At 64.1% G+C, this 17,043-nt stretch carries 16 protein-coding genes and 1 tRNA gene; 14 read left to right on the top strand and 3 right to left on the bottom strand.

The genetic code is table 11. The annotated features are described in order from the left end of the window. Nucleotides 1-3: 3 nt before the first annotated feature. The 8 genes from AC5RVN_RS06435 to AC5RVN_RS06400 all read left to right on the top strand — a co-directional run bounded on the left by AC5RVN_RS06435 (nucleotide 4) and on the right by AC5RVN_RS06400 (nucleotide 7,148). Entirely contained in the window at nucleotides 4-816 is an 813-nt protein-coding gene (locus AC5RVN_RS06435) for a segregation and condensation protein A (RefSeq protein ID WP_494137403.1), read from the top strand. Continuing rightward, entirely contained in the window at nucleotides 813-1,475 is a 663-nt protein-coding gene (scpB, locus tag AC5RVN_RS06430; protein ID WP_494137402.1) for an SMC-Scp complex subunit ScpB, read from the top strand. The genes AC5RVN_RS06435 and scpB overlap by 4 nt, the downstream gene beginning before the upstream one ends. Before the next feature lie 115 nt (nucleotides 1,476-1,590). After that, nucleotides 1,591-2,799 (top strand): pseudouridine synthase, encoded by a 1,209-nt coding sequence (locus AC5RVN_RS06425; RefSeq protein WP_494137401.1) that lies wholly within the window; start codon nucleotides 1,591-1,593, stop codon nucleotides 2,797-2,799. A gap of 3 nt (nucleotides 2,800-2,802) precedes the next feature. After that, nucleotides 2,803-3,912 (top strand): prephenate dehydrogenase, encoded by a 1,110-nt coding sequence (locus AC5RVN_RS06420; RefSeq protein WP_494137400.1) that lies wholly within the window; start codon nucleotides 2,803-2,805, stop codon nucleotides 3,910-3,912. Beyond that, nucleotides 3,912-4,625, top strand: a complete 714-nt coding sequence (gene cmk, locus AC5RVN_RS06415; protein WP_494137399.1) for a (d)CMP kinase — start codon at nucleotides 3,912-3,914, stop codon at nucleotides 4,623-4,625. The genes AC5RVN_RS06420 and cmk overlap by 1 nt, the downstream gene beginning before the upstream one ends. 46 nt (nucleotides 4,626-4,671) lie before the next feature. Continuing rightward, nucleotides 4,672-5,352, top strand: a complete 681-nt coding sequence (locus AC5RVN_RS06410; protein WP_494040118.1) for a lysophospholipid acyltransferase family protein — start codon at nucleotides 4,672-4,674, stop codon at nucleotides 5,350-5,352. A 10-nt stretch (nucleotides 5,353-5,362) separates the two neighbouring features. After that, complete coding sequence (gene der, locus AC5RVN_RS06405; RefSeq protein WP_494137398.1) at nucleotides 5,363-6,913, top strand: ribosome biogenesis GTPase Der; 1,551 nt, start codon at nucleotides 5,363-5,365, stop codon at nucleotides 6,911-6,913. A gap of 158 nt (nucleotides 6,914-7,071) precedes the next feature. After that, nucleotides 7,072-7,148: transfer RNA gene (locus AC5RVN_RS06400), tRNA-Pro, on the top strand. A 178-nt stretch (nucleotides 7,149-7,326) separates the two neighbouring features. Here the strand turns inward: AC5RVN_RS06400 and AC5RVN_RS06395 are convergent. Together AC5RVN_RS06395 and AC5RVN_RS06390 are read right to left on the bottom strand one after the other, a co-directional pair. Further along, nucleotides 7,327-7,698 carry a hypothetical protein gene (locus tag AC5RVN_RS06395; RefSeq protein ID WP_494137397.1) on the bottom strand — a complete coding sequence of 124 codons (372 nt, stop codon included), beginning with the start codon at nucleotides 7,696-7,698 and terminating at the stop codon, nucleotides 7,327-7,329. A gap of 596 nt (nucleotides 7,699-8,294) precedes the next feature. Beyond that, the gene (locus AC5RVN_RS06390) at nucleotides 8,295-9,164 is read right to left on the bottom strand and encodes an Fpg/Nei family DNA glycosylase (RefSeq protein ID WP_494137396.1); all 870 of its coding nucleotides are present in this window, start codon (nucleotides 9,162-9,164) and stop codon (nucleotides 8,295-8,297) included. A gap of 161 nt (nucleotides 9,165-9,325) precedes the next feature. Between AC5RVN_RS06390 and gcvH the strand changes: the two genes are divergently transcribed. The 5 genes from gcvH (at nucleotide 9,326) to AC5RVN_RS06365 (ending at nucleotide 12,416) form a co-directional block, all read left to right on the top strand. Beyond that, on the top strand, nucleotides 9,326-9,712 hold the full coding sequence (gene gcvH, locus AC5RVN_RS06385; protein ID WP_494039403.1) for a glycine cleavage system protein GcvH: 387 nt from the start codon (nucleotides 9,326-9,328) through the stop codon (nucleotides 9,710-9,712). 155 nt (nucleotides 9,713-9,867) lie between these two features. Continuing rightward, the gene (locus AC5RVN_RS06380) at nucleotides 9,868-10,344 is read left to right on the top strand and encodes an FHA domain-containing protein (RefSeq protein ID WP_494105644.1); all 477 of its coding nucleotides are present in this window, start codon (nucleotides 9,868-9,870) and stop codon (nucleotides 10,342-10,344) included. A gap of 23 nt (nucleotides 10,345-10,367) precedes the next feature. Next, nucleotides 10,368-11,084, top strand: a complete 717-nt coding sequence (gene ftsR / locus AC5RVN_RS06375) for a transcriptional regulator FtsR (RefSeq protein ID WP_494039405.1) — start codon at nucleotides 10,368-10,370, stop codon at nucleotides 11,082-11,084. Beyond that, nucleotides 11,084-11,587, top strand: coding sequence for a bifunctional nuclease family protein (locus AC5RVN_RS06370; protein WP_494039406.1), 504 nt, complete (start codon nucleotides 11,084-11,086; stop codon nucleotides 11,585-11,587). The genes ftsR and AC5RVN_RS06370 overlap by 1 nt, the downstream gene beginning before the upstream one ends. Nucleotides 11,588-11,822: 235 nt before the next feature. Next, nucleotides 11,823-12,416, top strand: coding sequence for a MerR family transcriptional regulator (locus AC5RVN_RS06365; protein WP_009358601.1), 594 nt, complete (start codon nucleotides 11,823-11,825; stop codon nucleotides 12,414-12,416). 73 nt (nucleotides 12,417-12,489) lie between these two features. Here AC5RVN_RS06365 and AC5RVN_RS06360 read toward each other — a convergent pair whose 3' ends face one another. After that, nucleotides 12,490-13,308, bottom strand: a complete 819-nt coding sequence (locus tag AC5RVN_RS06360) for a ParA family protein (RefSeq protein WP_494137395.1) — start codon at nucleotides 13,306-13,308, stop codon at nucleotides 12,490-12,492. Between the two features lie 301 nt (nucleotides 13,309-13,609). Here AC5RVN_RS06360 and AC5RVN_RS06355 point away from each other — a divergent pair, with 301 nt between their 5' ends. Next, nucleotides 13,610-17,008 (top strand): pyruvate carboxylase, encoded by a 3,399-nt coding sequence (locus tag AC5RVN_RS06355; protein WP_494137394.1) that lies wholly within the window; start codon nucleotides 13,610-13,612, stop codon nucleotides 17,006-17,008. Nucleotides 17,009-17,043 lie beyond the last annotated feature (35 nt).

Here is a 17,043-nt window from a genome sequence, read left to right as displayed (position 1 = left end):
CCGGTGGCCGAATCAAAACCCAGCTTCGAGGTACGGCTTGCCAACTTCACAGGACCCTTTGACCTCCTGCTGGGACTGATTGCAAAGCACCAGCTGGACATCACCGAGGTAGCCATTGCCACGGTGACCGATGAGTTCATCAAGTACATCCGGAACCTGCAGAAACTGGGCGAAGAGTGGGCCCTGGACGAGGCCAGTGAGTTTCTGGTCATCGCGGCCACGCTGCTGGACCTCAAAGCCGCCCGGCTGCTCCCTGCCGGGGAGGTCGAGAACGATGAAGACATCGCGCTGCTGGAAGCCAGGGACCTGCTCTTCGCCCGGTTGCTCCAGTACAAGGCCTTCAAGCACGTCGCGGGCCTTTTGGGCGAAACCCTGCAGCAGGAGGCCGAGCGCTTTCCCCGGCAGGTGGCACTGGAGGGACACTTCGCCGCCATGCTTCCCGAGCTCGTCTGGAAGCACACTCCGCGACAGTTTGCCCGCATGGCTGAGGCCGCCCTGCTGCCGAAGGCCCCAAAGCCAACAGAAGTCGGCCTGTCACACCTTCATGGGGGCAATGTCAGCGTAAAGGAGCAGGCAGAAGCGATGGGCCTGCGGCTTCAGCTTGAATCACCGCTGACCTTTCGCGCCCTGATCGCCGATGCCGAATCCACCCTGGTGGTTGTTGCGAGGTTCCTTGCCCTCCTGGAACTGTTCCGGGACAAGGCTGTTTCCTTCGACCAACTGTCCCCGCTCGGGGACCTGGCTGTTCATTGGACTGCCGGAAAGGCGGAATGGTCTGCCGAAAACCTGAGCGAAGAATTTGAGGAGCAGCTGTGACTGAGCAGCGAACAAAAGCGGCCCCCGCTGCGGGGCCGGACATTGAAAGTCTTCCCGGTGGGGCCAAGGCCGCCCTTGAGGCGGTACTCATGGTCATCGACCAGCCGGCCTCGGAGGAAGAACTGGCGGCAGGACTTGACCTTCCCCTTGCCACCGTCACTGCCCTGCTCGCAGAACTTCAGCGGGAGTATAGCGGCTATACTGTTAAAGCCCCGGATTTGGATCAAGCCAGTGGAACTGGTCTAGGCTCCAGCCCCCGGGGTTTTGAATTGCGGAAAGTCGCCGGTGGCTGGCGGATCTACTCCCGTACGGAGTTTGCGCACATCGTGGGCAAATATGTGCTGGAGGGCCAGACGGCCAGGCTTACCCAGGCCGCCTTGGAAACGCTGGCGGTCATTGCATACCGCCAGCCGGTTTCCAGGGCCAGGGTGTCCGCAATCAGAGGAGTCAATGTTGACTCTGTCGTACGGACGCTTGCCCAGCGCGGACTGATCGAGGACTCGGGAACGGATCCAGAGTCCGGCGCCATCCTCTACCGGACCACTTCATATTTCCTGGAACGGATGGGGATCGGCTCGGTGGCTGAGCTGCCGCAGCTGTCCCCGCATCTGCCGGGGCTGGACGGCATCGCAGAGTTCTACGACACCGAAGGAATGTAGCCAGGGCGCAACCCCGGGCTGCACGCAAGAGTACTCACAAGGGCAGATTATTTCTGCAGGGCTGGCTAGGGTTGTCCATGGACACCCAGCCGGTCAACATATCGAAGGACGGGTCATGACACAGGCGGGACGCCAGGGTTCACCACGTAACGGTTCGGGACGTAACGGTTCGGAACGAAACTCATCACAGCGCAGCACCTCCCAGGGCGGCAAGCCGGGCGGCGGTTTCCGCGGCGGGGCCCCAAAGCGCGGTGCCGGATTCGGCAGCGACCGCCCGCACCGCGCACCCAAGCCCCGCGAGGAGCGCTTCATCGATCCGGACGAAGCTGCTGCCGGTGCCCAGCCGGGCCGTGGAGCAACGGATCCAAAATCCGCCAAACCCTCTTCACGGAAGCCTGCCGCCCGCAAGCCCGGCGCGAAGAAAGCACCAGGGACCTCGGGAGCCCTCAAGCCAAAACCGCGCACCGGCGCGCCGGGAGCAGCAGCTTCCCGTGCTTTCGGCAGCGAACGCTTCGGCCAGAACCTGGGTCCGGTCCGCCGGCCCTCCCGCAGGAAAGCCCCGCGGGGCGAGGTTCCCCAGTCCGAACTCCATGATGCCGACGGCGTCCGCCTGCAGAAAGTCATGGCCTCCGCCGGCGTCGCGTCACGCCGTGTCTGCGAGGAAATGATTGCCGAGGGCCGGGTGGAGGTGGACGGCCAGGTAGTCACCGAGCTCGGCGTCCGCATCGACCCCAAAACCGCTGTCATCCACGTTGATGGACTCCGGATCCAGCTCGACGAGAACCTGGTGTACATGGTGTTCAACAAGCCCAAGGGCGTTGTTTCCACCATGGAGGATCCCGAGGGCCGCCCCTGCATCAGCGACTTCCTCCGCCACCAGCAGGGCGAACGCCTGTTCCACGTGGGCCGGCTCGACGTCGCTACCGAGGGCCTGCTGCTGCTGACCAACGACGGCGAACTCGCCAACCGCCTGACGCACCCCTCCTACGAGGTGCCCAAGACGTACCTGGTCCAGGTCCGGGGCCCCTTCCCGCAGGGCATTGGTGCCAAGCTCAAGGAAGGTGTGGAACTTGAGGACGGTTTCGCGTCAGTGGATTCCTTCCGGCTCGTGGATTCCACTCCCGGCCACGTCCTGATCGAAGTAGTGCTGCACTCCGGCAAGAACCGCATTGTCCGCCGCCTGTTCGACGCCGTCGGATTCCCGGTACTGCGGCTGGTCCGCGTCAAGGTAGGTCCCATCGGCCTGGGTGACCAGCGCCAGGGAAGCATCCGCAACCTTGGCAAGCAGGAAGTCGGCCATCTGCTGGCGTCCGTAGGGCTCTAGGGCATGTCCGCTTTCCACAGCCAGGGCCGCGGGCACCTGGACGGTCCCGTGGTGGTCCTCGGCACGGGGCTGCTGGGCACCAGCATCGGGTTGGGCCTGCGCGGCCGGGGTGTGCCGGTTTTCCTTTCCGACCCTTCGCCCACCAACCAGGCTGTTGCGGTGGACATTGGCGCGGGCCAGCCCTTGGCCGGGCTTGCCGGCGCCAGCCCGCAGCTGGTGGTTGTCGCGGCACCGCCGGACGTCACGGCCGATGTCGTGGCAAAGGCGCTGGCTGATTACCCGCACTCCGTGGTTGTGGACATCGCCAGTGTCAAGGCCGAAATCCTCGCTGCGCTGCGCAGCCGCGGCGTGGATCTTTCCCGCTACGTCGGCACGCACCCTATGGCGGGTAGGGAAAAGTCCGGCCCTGTTGCAGCCCGCGGAGAGCTTTTCACCTCGATGCCATGGGTCGTGTGCCCCTCGGAGGAAACATCCGGCGCTGCCCTTCAGACCGCCCGCTCACTGGCTACGGACCTGGGGGCGGTTGTTTCCCAGTTCACTGCTGACGAACACGATGAAGCCGTGGCCCTGGTATCGCATTTGCCGCAGGTCATGTCATCGCTTTTGGCCAGCCGGCTGCAGGGAACACCGCTGCACGCATTGTCCCTTGCAGGCAACGGACTGCGGGATGTCACCCGGATCGCCGCGAGTGATCCTTCCCTCTGGGTCCAGATCCTGGGCGGCAACGCGGCCAAGGTGGTCGAAATCCTCTACGGTGTTCGGGAGGACCTCAACCGCCTTATCAGCACGCTGGAAGAGCCAACAGCCCCGGGCGCCCGGCTTGACCTGGCACAGCTGATGAGTGAAGGCAACGCGGGACAGGCGCGGATTCCGGGCAAGCACGGCGGGCCTCCCCAGGCGTATTCGTGGCTCACCGTCCTGGTGGACGACAAGCCGGGTCAAATTGCCCGGCTCCTCACCGAGATCGGCGAGATCGGCGTGAACCTTGAGGACCTGCGCCTGGACCACTCGTCAGGCCAAAACGTGGGTATGGTGGAAATCTCCGTGTTGCCGAACAAGCATGACCACCTGATCGAAGCACTCCACGACCGCGGATGGCGGGTACTCCAGTAATGACACAAGAACTCCTTGACACCGTGCCCGCGCTTCGCGTCGGCAGGCCGTTGGTGGTTGCCATCGACGGGCCGTCGGGTTCCGGCAAGTCCAGCGTCAGCAAGGAAGTGGCCCGCAGGCTCCGGCTTGCCTACCTGGACACCGGCGCAATGTACCGGGCTCTTACCTGGTACTGCGTCAACCAGGGCATCGACCTTAACGACGGCGCGGCGGTGGAGCAGGCGTCCAGGGACCTGGTCCTGGCCCTGAGCACCAGCCCGCAGGAGGAGTACGTCCGCGTGGGCGGGGTTGACGTTACGGATGCCATCCGTGAACCTGCCATCTCCTCGGCAGTCAGTGCCGTTGCCACCACCCTGGGGGCGCGGACGGAGCTCATCCGTCGCCAGCGCGAACTGATCGACAAGCACCACCGCCGAATGGTGGTGGAGGGCAGGGACATCACCACCGTCGTCGCCCCCGGTGCTGAGGTGCGCATGCTGCTGACGGCCAGCGAAGAAGCACGGCTGCGCCGGCGCGGAATCCAGCTAGGCGGTACCCAAAACGCCGAGCAGCTGGCCGCACAGGTAACGCACCGTGACGCCAAGGACTCCACGGTGGTCAACTTCACGCAGGCCGCTTCCGGCGTAGTGACCCTCGATTCTTCCGATCTGGACTTCGACCAAACAGTTGCCGCGGCCCTCGTGATTGTGACCAAGGTTTTGAACCGTGACTGATACCACCGCGGCCAAGCCCAGGCCGGACATCCCATCCGCCTGGACCATGGCCTGGAGCAGGCCCGTCGGCTGGATCCTGGACCACCTGGTCTACCGGACGTCGGTCACTGGCCGGGACAACGTTCCCACCGGCGGTCCCGTCATTTTCGCAGGCAACCACATCAGCTTCCTGGACGGACCGGTGATGTTCGGGGCGTCGCCGCGCCCCATGCACATCCTGGTGAAACAGGAGATGTTCAAGGGCTTTCTTGGCGGGGTGCTGACCGCATCCGGCCAGTTGCCCGTGGACCGGTCAGGTGACCGTGCGGCACTGCAACGCTGCAGGGACGTGCTGGACTCCGGCCGTTGCGTCGGGATCCTTCCCGAAGGTACGCGGGGGAGCGGGGCAGCCGCTGACATCAATGGCGGCGTGGCCTGGCTTGCGTTGAACTCCGGCGCTCCGGTAGTGCCGGTGGCCATCCTGGGCACCCGCAAGGGGGACGAGCACCTGGATTCGGTTCCGCGGCCGGGCAGGCGGTTCCATGTCAGCTTCGGAAATGCGCTGACGCTGACACGAAGGGCCGGTGAAAGCGGCCGGGCTTCCCTGGACCGGGCGGCCCTGGAGATCCGGGCGGCATTATCCGGGCACGTGCAGGACTCCATCCAGCTCACAGGCCAGCCCCTGCCGGATGCACACTTTTCCAAAGATTTCACAGCAGTAGCCGGGACGCCGGCAGATGACCACTAAGGACGATGCAATGAGCGACACAACCCAGAATTCCGGCAACACCGGCGCCGGCGACGACGAATACATGCCCTCCGGCACGGACCAGGTGGCCGAACGGCTGGCCGCGATAGACGACGACGAGGCCGAGCTCCGTGCTGCCTCGCTCCGGGCGGGCCTGGAGGACTACGACCTTGACGAGGACGACGCCGCGCTGCTCAGCGGCGAATACGACGATGAGGACTATGAAGGCCCGGTCAAGCTCGATCCCGTCCTGGCCATCATCGGGCGCCCTAACGTTGGCAAGTCCACCTTGGTCAACCGCATCCTGGGCCGGCGCGAAGCCGTAGTGGAGGACACCCCTGGCGTTACCCGCGACCGCGTGATGTACTCCGCCAACTGGAACGGCCGCAACTTCACCCTGGTGGACACCGGCGGCTGGGAGCACGACGCGCGGGGCATTCACGCGCGGGTGGCCGACCAGGCGGAAATGGCCGTGGAACTTGCAGACGCAGTCCTCTTCGTGGTTGATTCCGCTGTGGGTGCCACCGCCACCGACGAAGGCGTGATGAGGATGCTGCGGCGCAGCAAGAAGCCGGTCATCATGGTGGCCAACAAGGTTGACGACTTCGCCCAGGAAGCCGACTCCGCCACGTTGTGGGGCCTCGGCTTCGGCGAGCCGTATCCGGTCTCTGCGCTGCATGGCCGTGGCGTGGCCGACCTTTTGGACCATGTCATGGACGTCCTCCCCGAGTTCTCCACGATCGAAGGATTGGAACGTTCCGGCGGCCCCCGCAGGATTGCGCTGATCGGGCGCCCCAACGTGGGCAAGTCTTCGCTGCTCAATAAGCTGGCCGGCACCGAGCGCGTGGTGGTGGACAACACCGCCGGCACAACCCGTGATCCCGTGGACGAATTCATCGAACTAGGCGGCCGCACCTGGCGGTTCGTGGACACTGCAGGCATCCGCCGCCGCCAGCACATGGCCCAGGGCGCGGACTACTACGCCTCCCTGCGCACGCAGGCCGCGCTCGAGAAGGCCGAGGTCGCCGTCGTGCTCCTCGCCGTGGACGAAGTCCTCAGCGAGCAGGACGTCCGGATCCTCCAGCTCGCCATCGAATCGGGCCGCGCCATGGTGCTCGCCTTCAACAAGTGGGACCTGCTCGACGACGAACGCCGGCGCTACCTCGAACGTGAAATTGAGCAGGACCTGGCGCATGTTGAGTGGGCGCCCCGCGTCAACATCTCGGCCAAGACCGGCTGGCACAAGGACCGCCTGGTTCCGGCCCTGGACCTGGCGCTGGAAAACTGGGACAAGCGTATCGCCACAGGCCGCCTTAATGCCTTCCTCGGCGAACTCGTGGCCGCGCACCCGCACCCCGTCCGCGGCGGCAAGCAGCCGCGCATCCTCTTCGGCACCCAAGCCTCAAGCAGGCCGCCAAAGTTCGTGCTGTTCACAACCGGGTTCCTGGACCCCGGCTACCGCCGCTTCATCACCCGCAGGCTCCGGGAAACCTTCGGTTTCGAGGGCACTCCCATCGAGGTCAACATGCGGGTTCGGGAAAAGCGCGGCAAGAAGCGCTGATTCCGGTGATTTTTGCGACACGAGTGGCCTGGAAGGCCGGAAAGTGTCACTGGCACCCTCCGGAATCGTGTAAGCTCTTCTAGGTGGTTCGGCCGGACTGCTGGTGAAAATCCTCGGGGAAATCCTGGATTAAGCACAGCGGAGAACGGCGGAACCAGCGGGCTGTAGCGCAGCTTGGTAGCGCACTTGACTGGGGGTCAAGGGGTCGCAGGTTCAAATCCTGTCAGCCCGACCACAAAGGCCGGAACCACGCGGAAATGCGTGGTTCCGGCCTTTTTTGTAGCCACTGTCCAGCGTCGGGACATTTACTCAAAGCTTGGCAGCGCCCAGCCGACAGTATTCCTGGGCGCTGCCAAGAGGGCCTTTTCAGCCCTTATGTGGAGGCGTCGCGAGAGCACCCCACGCTTAGATGATTAGTGGTGGTTGATGATGATAAAGATGACGTGCCACTGTCCGCGGTAATCCTTGTAGGACGCACGGTGGTATTTGCCGTTGCAGTCCTTGTCGTGATGGTCGTGGACGTAAACGTACCCGTAACGGTCGTCCCAGTGGCGATCATGCCTGTGGCCGTTGTAATTGTGGCCATGGTTGTGCCCGTGGGTATAGCCCGAGTGGTGATGATGATGCCGCTTGTCGTTGTCGCGCTTGCGGTCGTTGTCGTACTTGCTGTGATGCGACTTGCCGTCTTTGTAGTCGTCGCCGGCAACAGCGGCACCAGCTGATCCACCGAAGATCAGGCCCGTGGCGAGGGCGGTGGAGCCGAGGAGGCGGGATACTTTGTTCATTGCACTTTCCTTACGTGATCGAATGATCGATACCGCAGGAACGGGAGAGCCGGCAGCGTGGGCACGGCCGTCATTGGGCGCGGTCCACTCCGTTGTGACTCGCCTGTCTACGGTTTTGTCTCAAGCCCGATCGATGTGCAGGAAGCACCAAGCTTGAGGATGCGAGCGCCCGTACCAGAAATAAACCTGCTACTTCCCCCGGTTTGTCTGCTGGAGGGGCGCTGTGGGTGATGACTGAACACACGGTAAAGGCCCAGAGAGGCACTTTATGTAGTATTGAGCGCCGGTTTCTGGACCCTCATGTAATCAGATTCCGTCCGCCTGGTTTGTGCGCGGGGGGACGTGCAAATAATGATAAGTCGCTGGGCGCACGCTGTGAAGGCTCGGCGTTCCATTACGCAAAAGTTTCTGCAAATACTTATTCCGCGCCGTTGATTGCGGCGCCGCTGGAAGCCTTCTGCCCAGCTGGGGCCTGCCCGGCCAGTTACGGCTGCGTGGCACAAACTTGCTCACTGGACCCTGTTGAAACACGCATTGATTCCAGGCGCGAGGGAATTAGCAGAAACTACAAATTGGCGGAACCGCGCGAAACGCGTTTACTTCAGGAACTTCGACGTCCTGCGGTCCGCGAGGATCTTGCCCTTGGTCTGGCACGTGGGGCAGTACTGCAGGGCGGTATCGGCGAAGGAAACTTCCCGCACGGTGTCACCGCACACAGGACACGGCTCGCCGGTCCGGGCATGGACCCGCATGTGGCTGCGCTTGACGTCCTTCAAGTCCTTCGGCGGTTTCCCCCGGGCTTCGGCAAGGGCGGTTCCCAGCACGCCGTGGATGGATTCATAAAGAACCTGTACCGTCTCACGGTCCAGTGATTTAGCGGTGGCGAAAGGGGAGATCCGGGCAGCGTGAAGTATCTCGTCACTGTAGGCGTTGCCGATGCCGGCGATCACACTCTGGCTCCTCAGGAGACCCTTGATTTGCTGTGAGCTGGCCGCGAGGATTTCGGCCAGCATGTCGGCGTCGAACGCCTCGGTGAACGGATCCGGCCCGAGCGTTGCGACCCCCGGCACCTCCTGGGGATCCCGCACCACGTAGACGGCCAGGCTCTTTTTCGTACCGGCCTCCGTGAGGTCGATGCCGCGTGGCCCATCCGGGCCCCCGAAGGTAAAGCGTGCCGCGATGTGCCCCTTACCCATCCGCAGCTGGGCGTCGGTGGGGGAGTCGGTGAAGCGCACCCAGCCGGCCCTGGCCAGATGGAAAACCAGCGAGACGCCGTCGGTGTCGATGCTGACAAACTTGCCGAAGCGGCGTACGCCCGTCACCGTCCTGCCTTCCAGGGCTGTGAACGGCGGATCTGCCGTTTTGAGGACAGCGAAGGATACGATCTGCACTTTGGTCACCGAGGTTCCCCTCAGATGATCGTCAAGAAATTCAGCCAGACCGGCCACCTCGGGGAGTTCCGGCATGGCCTACCCCGCTGCTTCCCGGCGTCCCGGAAGGGTGCGTGCGCTCATGCGTCCCATCTTGTCAGAATCCCCGGCGAACGGTCCGGCAGTTGTGCCTATACTTTCAGCGGCGGCCCGTTCGGCCCCTTTGACATTGGTGTTCCACCCATGAAAGGCCCCTGATGAGCAACATTCCCGAAGACCTGTCCTACACCGCCGAACATGAGTGGGTATCCGCTCCCAATGGCGACGGTGTGGTCCGGGTGGGCATCACCGACTTCGCCCAGGACGCACTGGGTGACGTCGTTTACGCCCAGATGCCGGAGGTGGGCACCAAGATTACGGCAAACGAAGTTGTTGGTGAAGTCGAATCCACCAAAAGCGTCAGTGACATCTACGCGCCCGTCAGCGGCGAAGTGGTGGCCCGGAACGAGTCCCTCGACACTGATTCAGCGCTGATCAACACCGATCCCTATGGCGACGGCTGGCTCATTGAAGTAAAACTCGCCGAAGCGGACGCCGTTGAGTCGCTGCTCAGTGCATCCGAGTACGAACAACAGGTAGGCTAAAAGCTATCCGGTAAATCCGGTTCGGCCAGCTGAGCAGACGGCACGTCTTCGCACGTCAGCGGCCGGATCGGGAGCCGGTGCCGGACCTGCAAGGCAGGCCCGGACGGCAAACGACACTTGCAGGCGTGAGAGCTGCAGCGGAAGAGGAGGAATCCATGGCTGGCCACACAAACAACCCTGCCGATGGGGAATACGGCAATGGTGCGGCCAGGGCGTCGGAGACCACCTCAATCCATCTCACCCCGGTGCGCGATGAACCCACCATCACCCCCAAACTTTCATCCGACGAGCGGAGCTCTGTTGAGGCACTGCCCGCCGGGTCCGCGCTCCTCGTTGCGCACAGCGGACCCAACGCCGGCGCCCGCTTCCTGCTGGACTCGGACGTCACCACCGCCGGCCGGCACCCCGACGCTGATATCTTCCTGGATGACGTCACGGTGTCCCGCAGGCACGTCGAATTCCGGCGCACCGCCCGCAGCTTTGAAGTAGTGGACAAGAACAGCCTGAACGGAACCTACGTAAACCACGACCGCGTGGACAGCGTTGAACTCAAGTCCGGCAGTGAAGTCCAGATCGGCAAGTTCCGCCTCACCTTCTACCTGAGCCCTGCCAGCGCTGCAGGCCGCGGCTGATCCGGGGACCGCTGCCTGTGGCAATGGCACAACCGGAACGCCGCGGACCCCAGGTCCTGAACATCGGCGAAGTCCTCGCTCAGCTCAGCGGGGACTTCCCTGGCATGACAGCGTCAAAAATCCGGTTCCTGGAGGAAAAAGGCCTGATCAATCCCCGCCGCACCCCGGCGGGCTACCGCCAGTATTCCGACGGCGACGTGGAACGCCTGCGCTTTGTCCTGGCTCTGCAGCGGGACCAGTACCTGCCCCTGAAGGTCATCAAGGACTACCTTGATGCCATCGACAGGGGAGAGCGCCCGGAAAACCTGCCGCCCGGCGTCGTGGTGTCCCCGCGCATCGTTTCGGATGAACTGGCGGCAGAACTGCAGAACCGGGGGCGGAAGCTCACCGAAGAGCAGCTCCGCACGGAGTCCGGCGCCAGCGTTCCGCTGCTCCAGGCCCTCCTGAGCTTCGGCCTGATCAGCCACTCCAACGGGCAGTTCGACGAACACGCCCTCCAAGTCGCCAAGGCCTGCGTGCAGCTGGAAAGCCACGGGCTTGAGCCGCGGCACCTCCGGCCCTTCCAGGCTGCTGCCGAAAGGGAGTTCGGCCTGGTGGAGCGCGCCGTTGCGCCCCTTGCTTCACGCAAGGACGCTTCGTCACAGGCGCGGGCAGCGGAGGCAGCCCGCGAAATCAGCGACCTCTGCCTCACCCTGCACCGTGCTCTGGTACAGGACCACATCTCACGCATGGACATCTGATGATTGAAGTTGAGATCGTAGGCGTTCGGATCGAACTGCCTTCCAACCAGCCGCTGGTCCTCCTGCGGGAGATGCACGGGGAACGCCACGTGCCCATCTGGATCGGCACCCCTGAGGCCAGCGCCATCGCACTCGCCCAACAGGGTGTGGTTCCGCCCAGGCCAATGACACACGACCTCCTGGTGGACGTGGTCGAGTCGCTGGGCCACTCCGTGGTCAGTGTGAACATCGTGGCCGTGGAGGACAACATTTTCTACGGCCAGCTCCAGTTCGAGAACGGAACCACCGTCAGTTCCCGCGCCTCCGACGCCCTCGCCGTGGCCCTCCGTGCAAAATGCCGGATATGGTGTGCCGATTCCGTGATGGACGAAGCCGGCGTCCGGATTACCGAACACGATGAGGGTGAGGACGCAGAGCCCGGTCCCACCGTTGATGAAGAGCGTGAGATGCGCCGCTTCCGTGAGTTCCTGGACGACGTGGAACCAGAGGACTTCGACGGTTAAGGTCACGTTAAGGTTAAAGTTCAGCCTTAGAGTTTCGACACGCCTCTTTCAAAGGCCCGACGTCTTTGACCTCGGGTCCCCGCGGGCCTAACGTCTAAGTATCGAGTTCCCATTGCTTACGGCAGCCGCGCAAGTCACACTGGAAGGTGCGTCCCGCGGAATTACAGGCATGAATTTCATTCCTGTTGAGGCTGCTGCAGTTTTTCCCGCGGAGCTTATGACAAGGAGGATCCAGGTGAGTCCCAAAGGCGAAGCAGGCGGGCTTAAACAGCCCACGGCCGGTGTTGCTGTGCCCGCAAGCGGTGCCCAGGGCCTCCTGTTCACCGAAGACCTCCCTGTCCTGGACGAGGACGCAGGATACCGGGGCCCCACCGCCTGTAAGGCAGCCGGTATCACCTACCGCCAGCTGGACTACTGGGCGCGCACGGGACTGGTGGAACCCGCGGTCCGCGGCGCCGCCGGCTCGGGATCCCAGAGGCTGTACGGCTTCCGCGACATTCTGGTCCTCAAGGTCGTCAAGCGCCTGCTGGATACGGGGGTATCCCTGCAGCAGATCCGCACTGCCGTGGAGCACCTGCGTGAACGCGGCGTGGAGGACCTGGCGCAGATCACGCTGATGAGCGACGGCGCCAGCGTCTACGAATGTACGTCTGCAGACGAAGTCATTGACCTTGTGCAGGGCGGCCAGGGTGTTTTCGGTATCGCCGTCGGACGAGTCTGGCGGGAGGTGGAAGGCAGCCTCGCATCGCTACCGAGCGAGCACGCGGCTGAGCAGTCCTTTCCCGACGACGAACTGAGTAAGCGACGGGCTGCCCGCAAGATCAGCTGAGGCCTGCCCCACACCCTTTTGTGTACGGCAGAGGCCGCTCTCCCCAGGGGAAGGGCGGCCTCTGCTGCGTTTCTTAGCGTACCCGGCTGCGCAAGCCGCTTCCGACCGCCATCACGTTGGCCAGCAGGTCATCGAACAGGGCTGCGGCGGCCTTGGCGGACTCACCGGGCCAGTGGTGCACCGGATGTGCAGCACCCTGGATCTGCTGCCAGTTCGCCTGCTCCGGTATCCGGGGGCTGAGGAGGAGCTCGCCGAACATGGACTCCATTTCAGCCAGCCGGTAGCTGTGCTCGGAGGATCCCGAGCGCACCCGGTTGGCGATGATGCCGGCGGGGGACAGGTTGGGCGCGAATTCCTGCCGGAAAAGCTGGATGGCCCTCATGGTGCGCTCGGTCCCGGCAACGGAAAACAGTCCCGGCTCGGCAACAAGGGCCACCTTGTCGCTGGCTGACCATGCCATCCGGGTCAGGCCGTTGAGGGATGGCGGGCAGTCGATCAGGACCAGCCCGTAGTTCTCCGCGGAGCCCAGCACCGTGGAAAGCCGGCGCAGATCGCGGCGGCTGAGGTCCGGGCGGTCGTAGATGCCCGTGTAGGCAGAGCCGACGGCGACATCCAGGACCGCCGGACCGGAACCGTTCGAAGCGGCCTTAGCCGTCCAGCTGCTGCCAACAACGTTCTCAGTGAGCTTGGCGCGGCGGGGGCTCTTGAGCATCCTGCCGATGTCCAGCTGGTCACCGGGCTGCACGCCCAAGGCGGTGGTCGCATCTGCGTGGGGATCAAGATCCACCACCAGCGTACGGACGCCCGCGGCAAGGGCTGCAGATGCCAATCCGGTGGTGACTGAAGTCTTGCCGACTCCACCCTTGAGGCTGCTGATGCTGACTACTTGCACTTGAGAGACCAAAACCTAACGCCGGATGCCGTGTTGGGAGTAATGTTTGCTCCGGCAGTGCCGAAGCCGGACGGTCCTGCCGCCCTACACATCATATGTGGATGCGTCGGCGAATCCTGCTATATCAGGCGTCGGCATGCCATTGACTATGCTGCCAGGGCGGTTTCTGCCCGGCCCGGCAGAAGGGCACGGGACATGACGGGGAAATCTGTGATGGTGGCCACAAAGATTTGTGTTTGTCCTTGTGGGTCCTAGACACTGTGACCACTCACCGATCCACCCGCAATGATGCAGGAGAAGTATGTTTTCCAAAGTTCTGGTGGCCAACCGCGGCGAAATCGCGATCAGGGCCTTCCGCGCCGGCTACGAGCTGGGCGCTAAGACCGTTGCTGTATTCCCTAATGAGGACAGGAACTCGATCCACCGCCAGAAAGCGGACGAGGCCTACCTGATTGGCGAAGAGGGACACCCCGTCCGGGCTTACCTTGACGTCGCTGAAGTGGTGCGGGTGGCAAAGGAGTCCGGCGCGGACGCCATTTACCCCGGCTATGGTTTCCTTTCGGAAAATCCAGACCTGGCACGCGCGGCCAAGGAGGCGGGCATCACCTTTGTAGGCCCGCCGGCCGAGGTGCTGGAACTTGCGGGTAACAAGGTGGCGGCACTGAAGGCAGCCCACGACGCCGGTGTTCCCGTCCTGAAGTCCAGCGCCCCCTCCAAGGACCTGGACGAGCTCATTGCGGCTGCCGATGAAATCGGCTTCCCCATCTTCGCCAAAGCCGTGGCCGGCGGCGGCGGACGCGGCATGCGCCGGGTGGACACCCGTGAGGCACTGCCGGAGGCATTGCAGTCCGCCATGCGTGAGGCCGACGCGGCCTTCGGCGACCCCACCATGTTCCTCGAGCAGGCCGTACTGCGGCCGCGGCACATCGAAGTGCAGATCCTGGCTGACGCCGAGGGCAACGTGATGCACCTCTTCGAGCGTGACTGCTCCATCCAGCGCCGCCACCAGAAAGTCATTGAAATCGCCCCGGCCCCGAACCTGGACGAAGGCATCCGGCAGGCCCTGTACCGCGACGCCGTCAAGTTTGCCAAGGCCTTGAACTACGTCAACGCCGGCACCGTGGAGTTCCTCGTTGACACCGTGGGTGACCGCGCCGGCCAGCACGTCTTCATCGAGATGAACCCGCGCATCCAGGTGGAGCACACTGTCACCGAGGAAGTCACCGACGTCGACCTCGTGCAGGCACAGATGCGCATTGCCGCCGGCGAAACGCTTGCGGACCTCGGGCTCTCCCAGGACACCGTAAAGCTGCGGGGCGCGGCACTGCAGAGCCGCATCACCACCGAGGACCCGGCAAACGGCTTCCGCCCCGACGTTGGAAAGATCACCGGCTACCGTTCCGCCGGTGGAGCCGGTGTACGGCTCGACGGCGGCACTGTCTACTCCGGTGCCGAGATCAGCCCCCACTTCGACTCCATGCTTGTTAAGCTCACCTGCCGCGGCAGGGACTACCCGTCCGCCGTCGCCCGTGCCCGCCGTGCCCTTGCCGAATTCCGCATCCGCGGTGTCTCCACGAACATCTCGTTCCTGCAGGCGGTGCTTGACGACGCCGACTTCATCGCCGGCGACGTCGCTACGAACTTCATCGATGAGCGCCCGCAGCTGCTTAAGGCACGGGTCTCGGCCGACCGCGGAACGAAACTCCTCACATGGCTGGCTGAAGTAACGGTCAACAAGCCGAACGGCGAGCTGACCGTGCACTCGAATCCTGCCAGCAAGCTGCCGTCCGTGAAGGACAAGCAGCCGGCAGCCGGCTCACGGCAGAAGCTCCTGGAGCTGGGTCCTGAGGGCTTCGCCAAGGCTCTGCGCGAACAGAACGCAGTAGCCGTCACGGACACCACCTTCCGGGACGCCCACCAGTCGCTCCTGGCCACCCGCGTCCGTACCCGTGACCTGGTGGCCGCCGGTCCCGCGGTCACCGCACTTATGCCGGAGCTGCTTTCCGTAGAGGCCTGGGGCGGTGCCACCTATGACGTCGCCCTCCGGTTCCTCGGCGAAGACCCTTGGGACCGGCTCGCCGCGCTGCGCCAGGCGCTTCCGAACGTGTGCATCCAGATGCTCCTGCGCGGACGCAACACCGTGGGCTACACGCCCTACCCGGAAGAGGTCACAGAAGCGTTCGTCAACGAGGCCGCGGCAACGGGCATCGACATCTTCCGTATCTTCGATGCGCTGAATGATGTCAGCCAGATGGCACCGGCCATCCGCGCTGTCCGGGCAACAGGCACCGCCGTCGCCGAAGTGGCGCTGTGCTACACCGGGGACATGCTGGACCCTGAAGAGAAGCTCTACACGCTGGACTACTACCTGGAGCTCGCGCAAAAGATCGTGGACGCGGGAGCCCACATCCTGGCGATCAAGGACATGGCGGGCCTGCTCCGACCCGCGGCCGCGGCGAAACTGGTTTCGGCCCTGCGGGAGCGTTTCGACCTGCCGGTGCACCTGCACACGCACGACACCGCAGGCGGCCAGTTGGCCACCCTGCTGGCCGCCGTGGATGCCGGTGTGGACGCAGTGGACGTGGCCTCCGCATCGTTGGCCGGAACCACCAGCCAGCCCTCGGCCTCCGCCCTGGTTGCAGCACTGGCGCACACTCCGCGGGACACTGGCCTCAGCCTCGCCGCCGTCAGCTCGCTGGAGCCGTACTGGGAAGCGGTCCGCCGCGTCTACGCCCCGTTCGAGTCCGGCCTTCCGGGCCCCACCGGGCGTGTGTACCAGCACGAGATTCCCGGCGGGCAGCTTTCAAACCTCCGCCAGCAGGCCATGGCCCTGGGGCTGGGGGAGCGCTTCGAAGCGATCGAGGACATGTACACCGCCGCCGACCGTATCCTCGGCCACCTGGTCAAGGTCACGCCGTCATCCAAGGTGGTGGGCGACCTCGCCCTGCACCTCGTAGGCCTGAACGCCGATCCTGCGGACTTCAACGAAAACCCGCAGAACTACGACATCCCGGATTCCGTGATCGGATTCCTCTCCGGTGAACTGGGTGACCCTCCCGGTGGCTGGCCTGAGCCGTTCCGCACCAAGGCCCTCCAGGGCCGGAGCGTGAAGGTCCGCGACGTGGAACTCAGCGCCGAAGACAGCGCCGCCCTGAAGTCCGATTCGAAGACCCGCCAGCACACGCTGAACCGGCTGCTCTTCGACGGGCCCACCAAGGATTACCTAAAGAGTGTGGAGACCTACGGCAACATCTCGGTTCTGGACACGCGCGATTACCTTTACGGGCTCCAGCGCGGCCAGGAGCACGAGATCCAGCTGGAAAAGGGTGTGCGGCTGATCGCGTCCCTCGAAGCTGTATCCGAGCCTGACGAAAAGGGCATGCGCACAGTGATGTGCACCCTGAACGGCCAGTCCCGGCCTGTAGTGGTCCGGGACCGTTCGGTGGTCAGCAACGTCAAGGCCGCTGAGAAAGCCGACCCCGCCCAGCCCGGTCACGTCGCGGCCCCCTTCGCCGGTGCCGTCACGGTAACGGTCAAGCCCGGCGACGCCGTCAACGTGGGCGACACCGTAGCCACCATCGAAGCCATGAAGATGGAAGCGTCCATCACGACGCCGGTAGCCGGCAAGGTTGGCCGGCTCGCCATTTCCTCGGTTGAGCAGGTCCAGGGCGGAGACCTGCTGCTGGTGATTGAGCAGTAACCGAGTAACTGATTGAAAACAACGAGAGGGCCCTC

The organism is Arthrobacter sp. sptzw32 (assembly GCF_059089735.1).
The sequence above is the reverse complement of the archived record's forward strand: the minus strand, read 5'-3'. Positions and strand labels throughout refer to the sequence as shown.

What these genes read in the sequence shown, in the direction of transcription:
- gcvH (WP_494039403.1), top strand. Translation starts at nt 9,326, where the DNA reads ATGAGCAACATTCCCGAAGACCTGTCCTACACCGCCGAACATGAGTGG.
- ftsR (WP_494039405.1), top strand. Translation starts at nt 10,368, where the DNA reads ATGGCACAACCGGAACGCCGCGGACCCCAGGTCCTGAACATCGGCGAA.
- der (WP_494137398.1), top strand. Translation starts at nt 5,363, where the DNA reads ATGAGCGACACAACCCAGAATTCCGGCAACACCGGCGCCGGCGACGAC.
- AC5RVN_RS06395 (WP_494137397.1), bottom strand. Translation starts at nt 7,698, where the DNA reads ATGAACAAAGTATCCCGCCTCCTCGGCTCCACCGCCCTCGCCACGGGC.
- AC5RVN_RS06380 (WP_494105644.1), top strand. Translation starts at nt 9,868, where the DNA reads ATGGCTGGCCACACAAACAACCCTGCCGATGGGGAATACGGCAATGGT.
- AC5RVN_RS06370 (WP_494039406.1), top strand. Translation starts at nt 11,084, where the DNA reads ATGATTGAAGTTGAGATCGTAGGCGTTCGGATCGAACTGCCTTCCAAC.
- AC5RVN_RS06425 (WP_494137401.1), top strand. Translation starts at nt 1,591, where the DNA reads ATGACACAGGCGGGACGCCAGGGTTCACCACGTAACGGTTCGGGACGT.
- cmk (WP_494137399.1), top strand. Translation starts at nt 3,912, where the DNA reads ATGACACAAGAACTCCTTGACACCGTGCCCGCGCTTCGCGTCGGCAGG.
- AC5RVN_RS06410 (WP_494040118.1), top strand. Translation starts at nt 4,672, where the DNA reads ATGGCCTGGAGCAGGCCCGTCGGCTGGATCCTGGACCACCTGGTCTAC.
- AC5RVN_RS06355 (WP_494137394.1), top strand. Translation starts at nt 13,610, where the DNA reads ATGTTTTCCAAAGTTCTGGTGGCCAACCGCGGCGAAATCGCGATCAGG.
- AC5RVN_RS06390 (WP_494137396.1), bottom strand. Translation starts at nt 9,164, where the DNA reads ATGCCGGAACTCCCCGAGGTGGCCGGTCTGGCTGAATTTCTTGACGAT.
- AC5RVN_RS06420 (WP_494137400.1), top strand. Translation starts at nt 2,803, where the DNA reads ATGTCCGCTTTCCACAGCCAGGGCCGCGGGCACCTGGACGGTCCCGTG.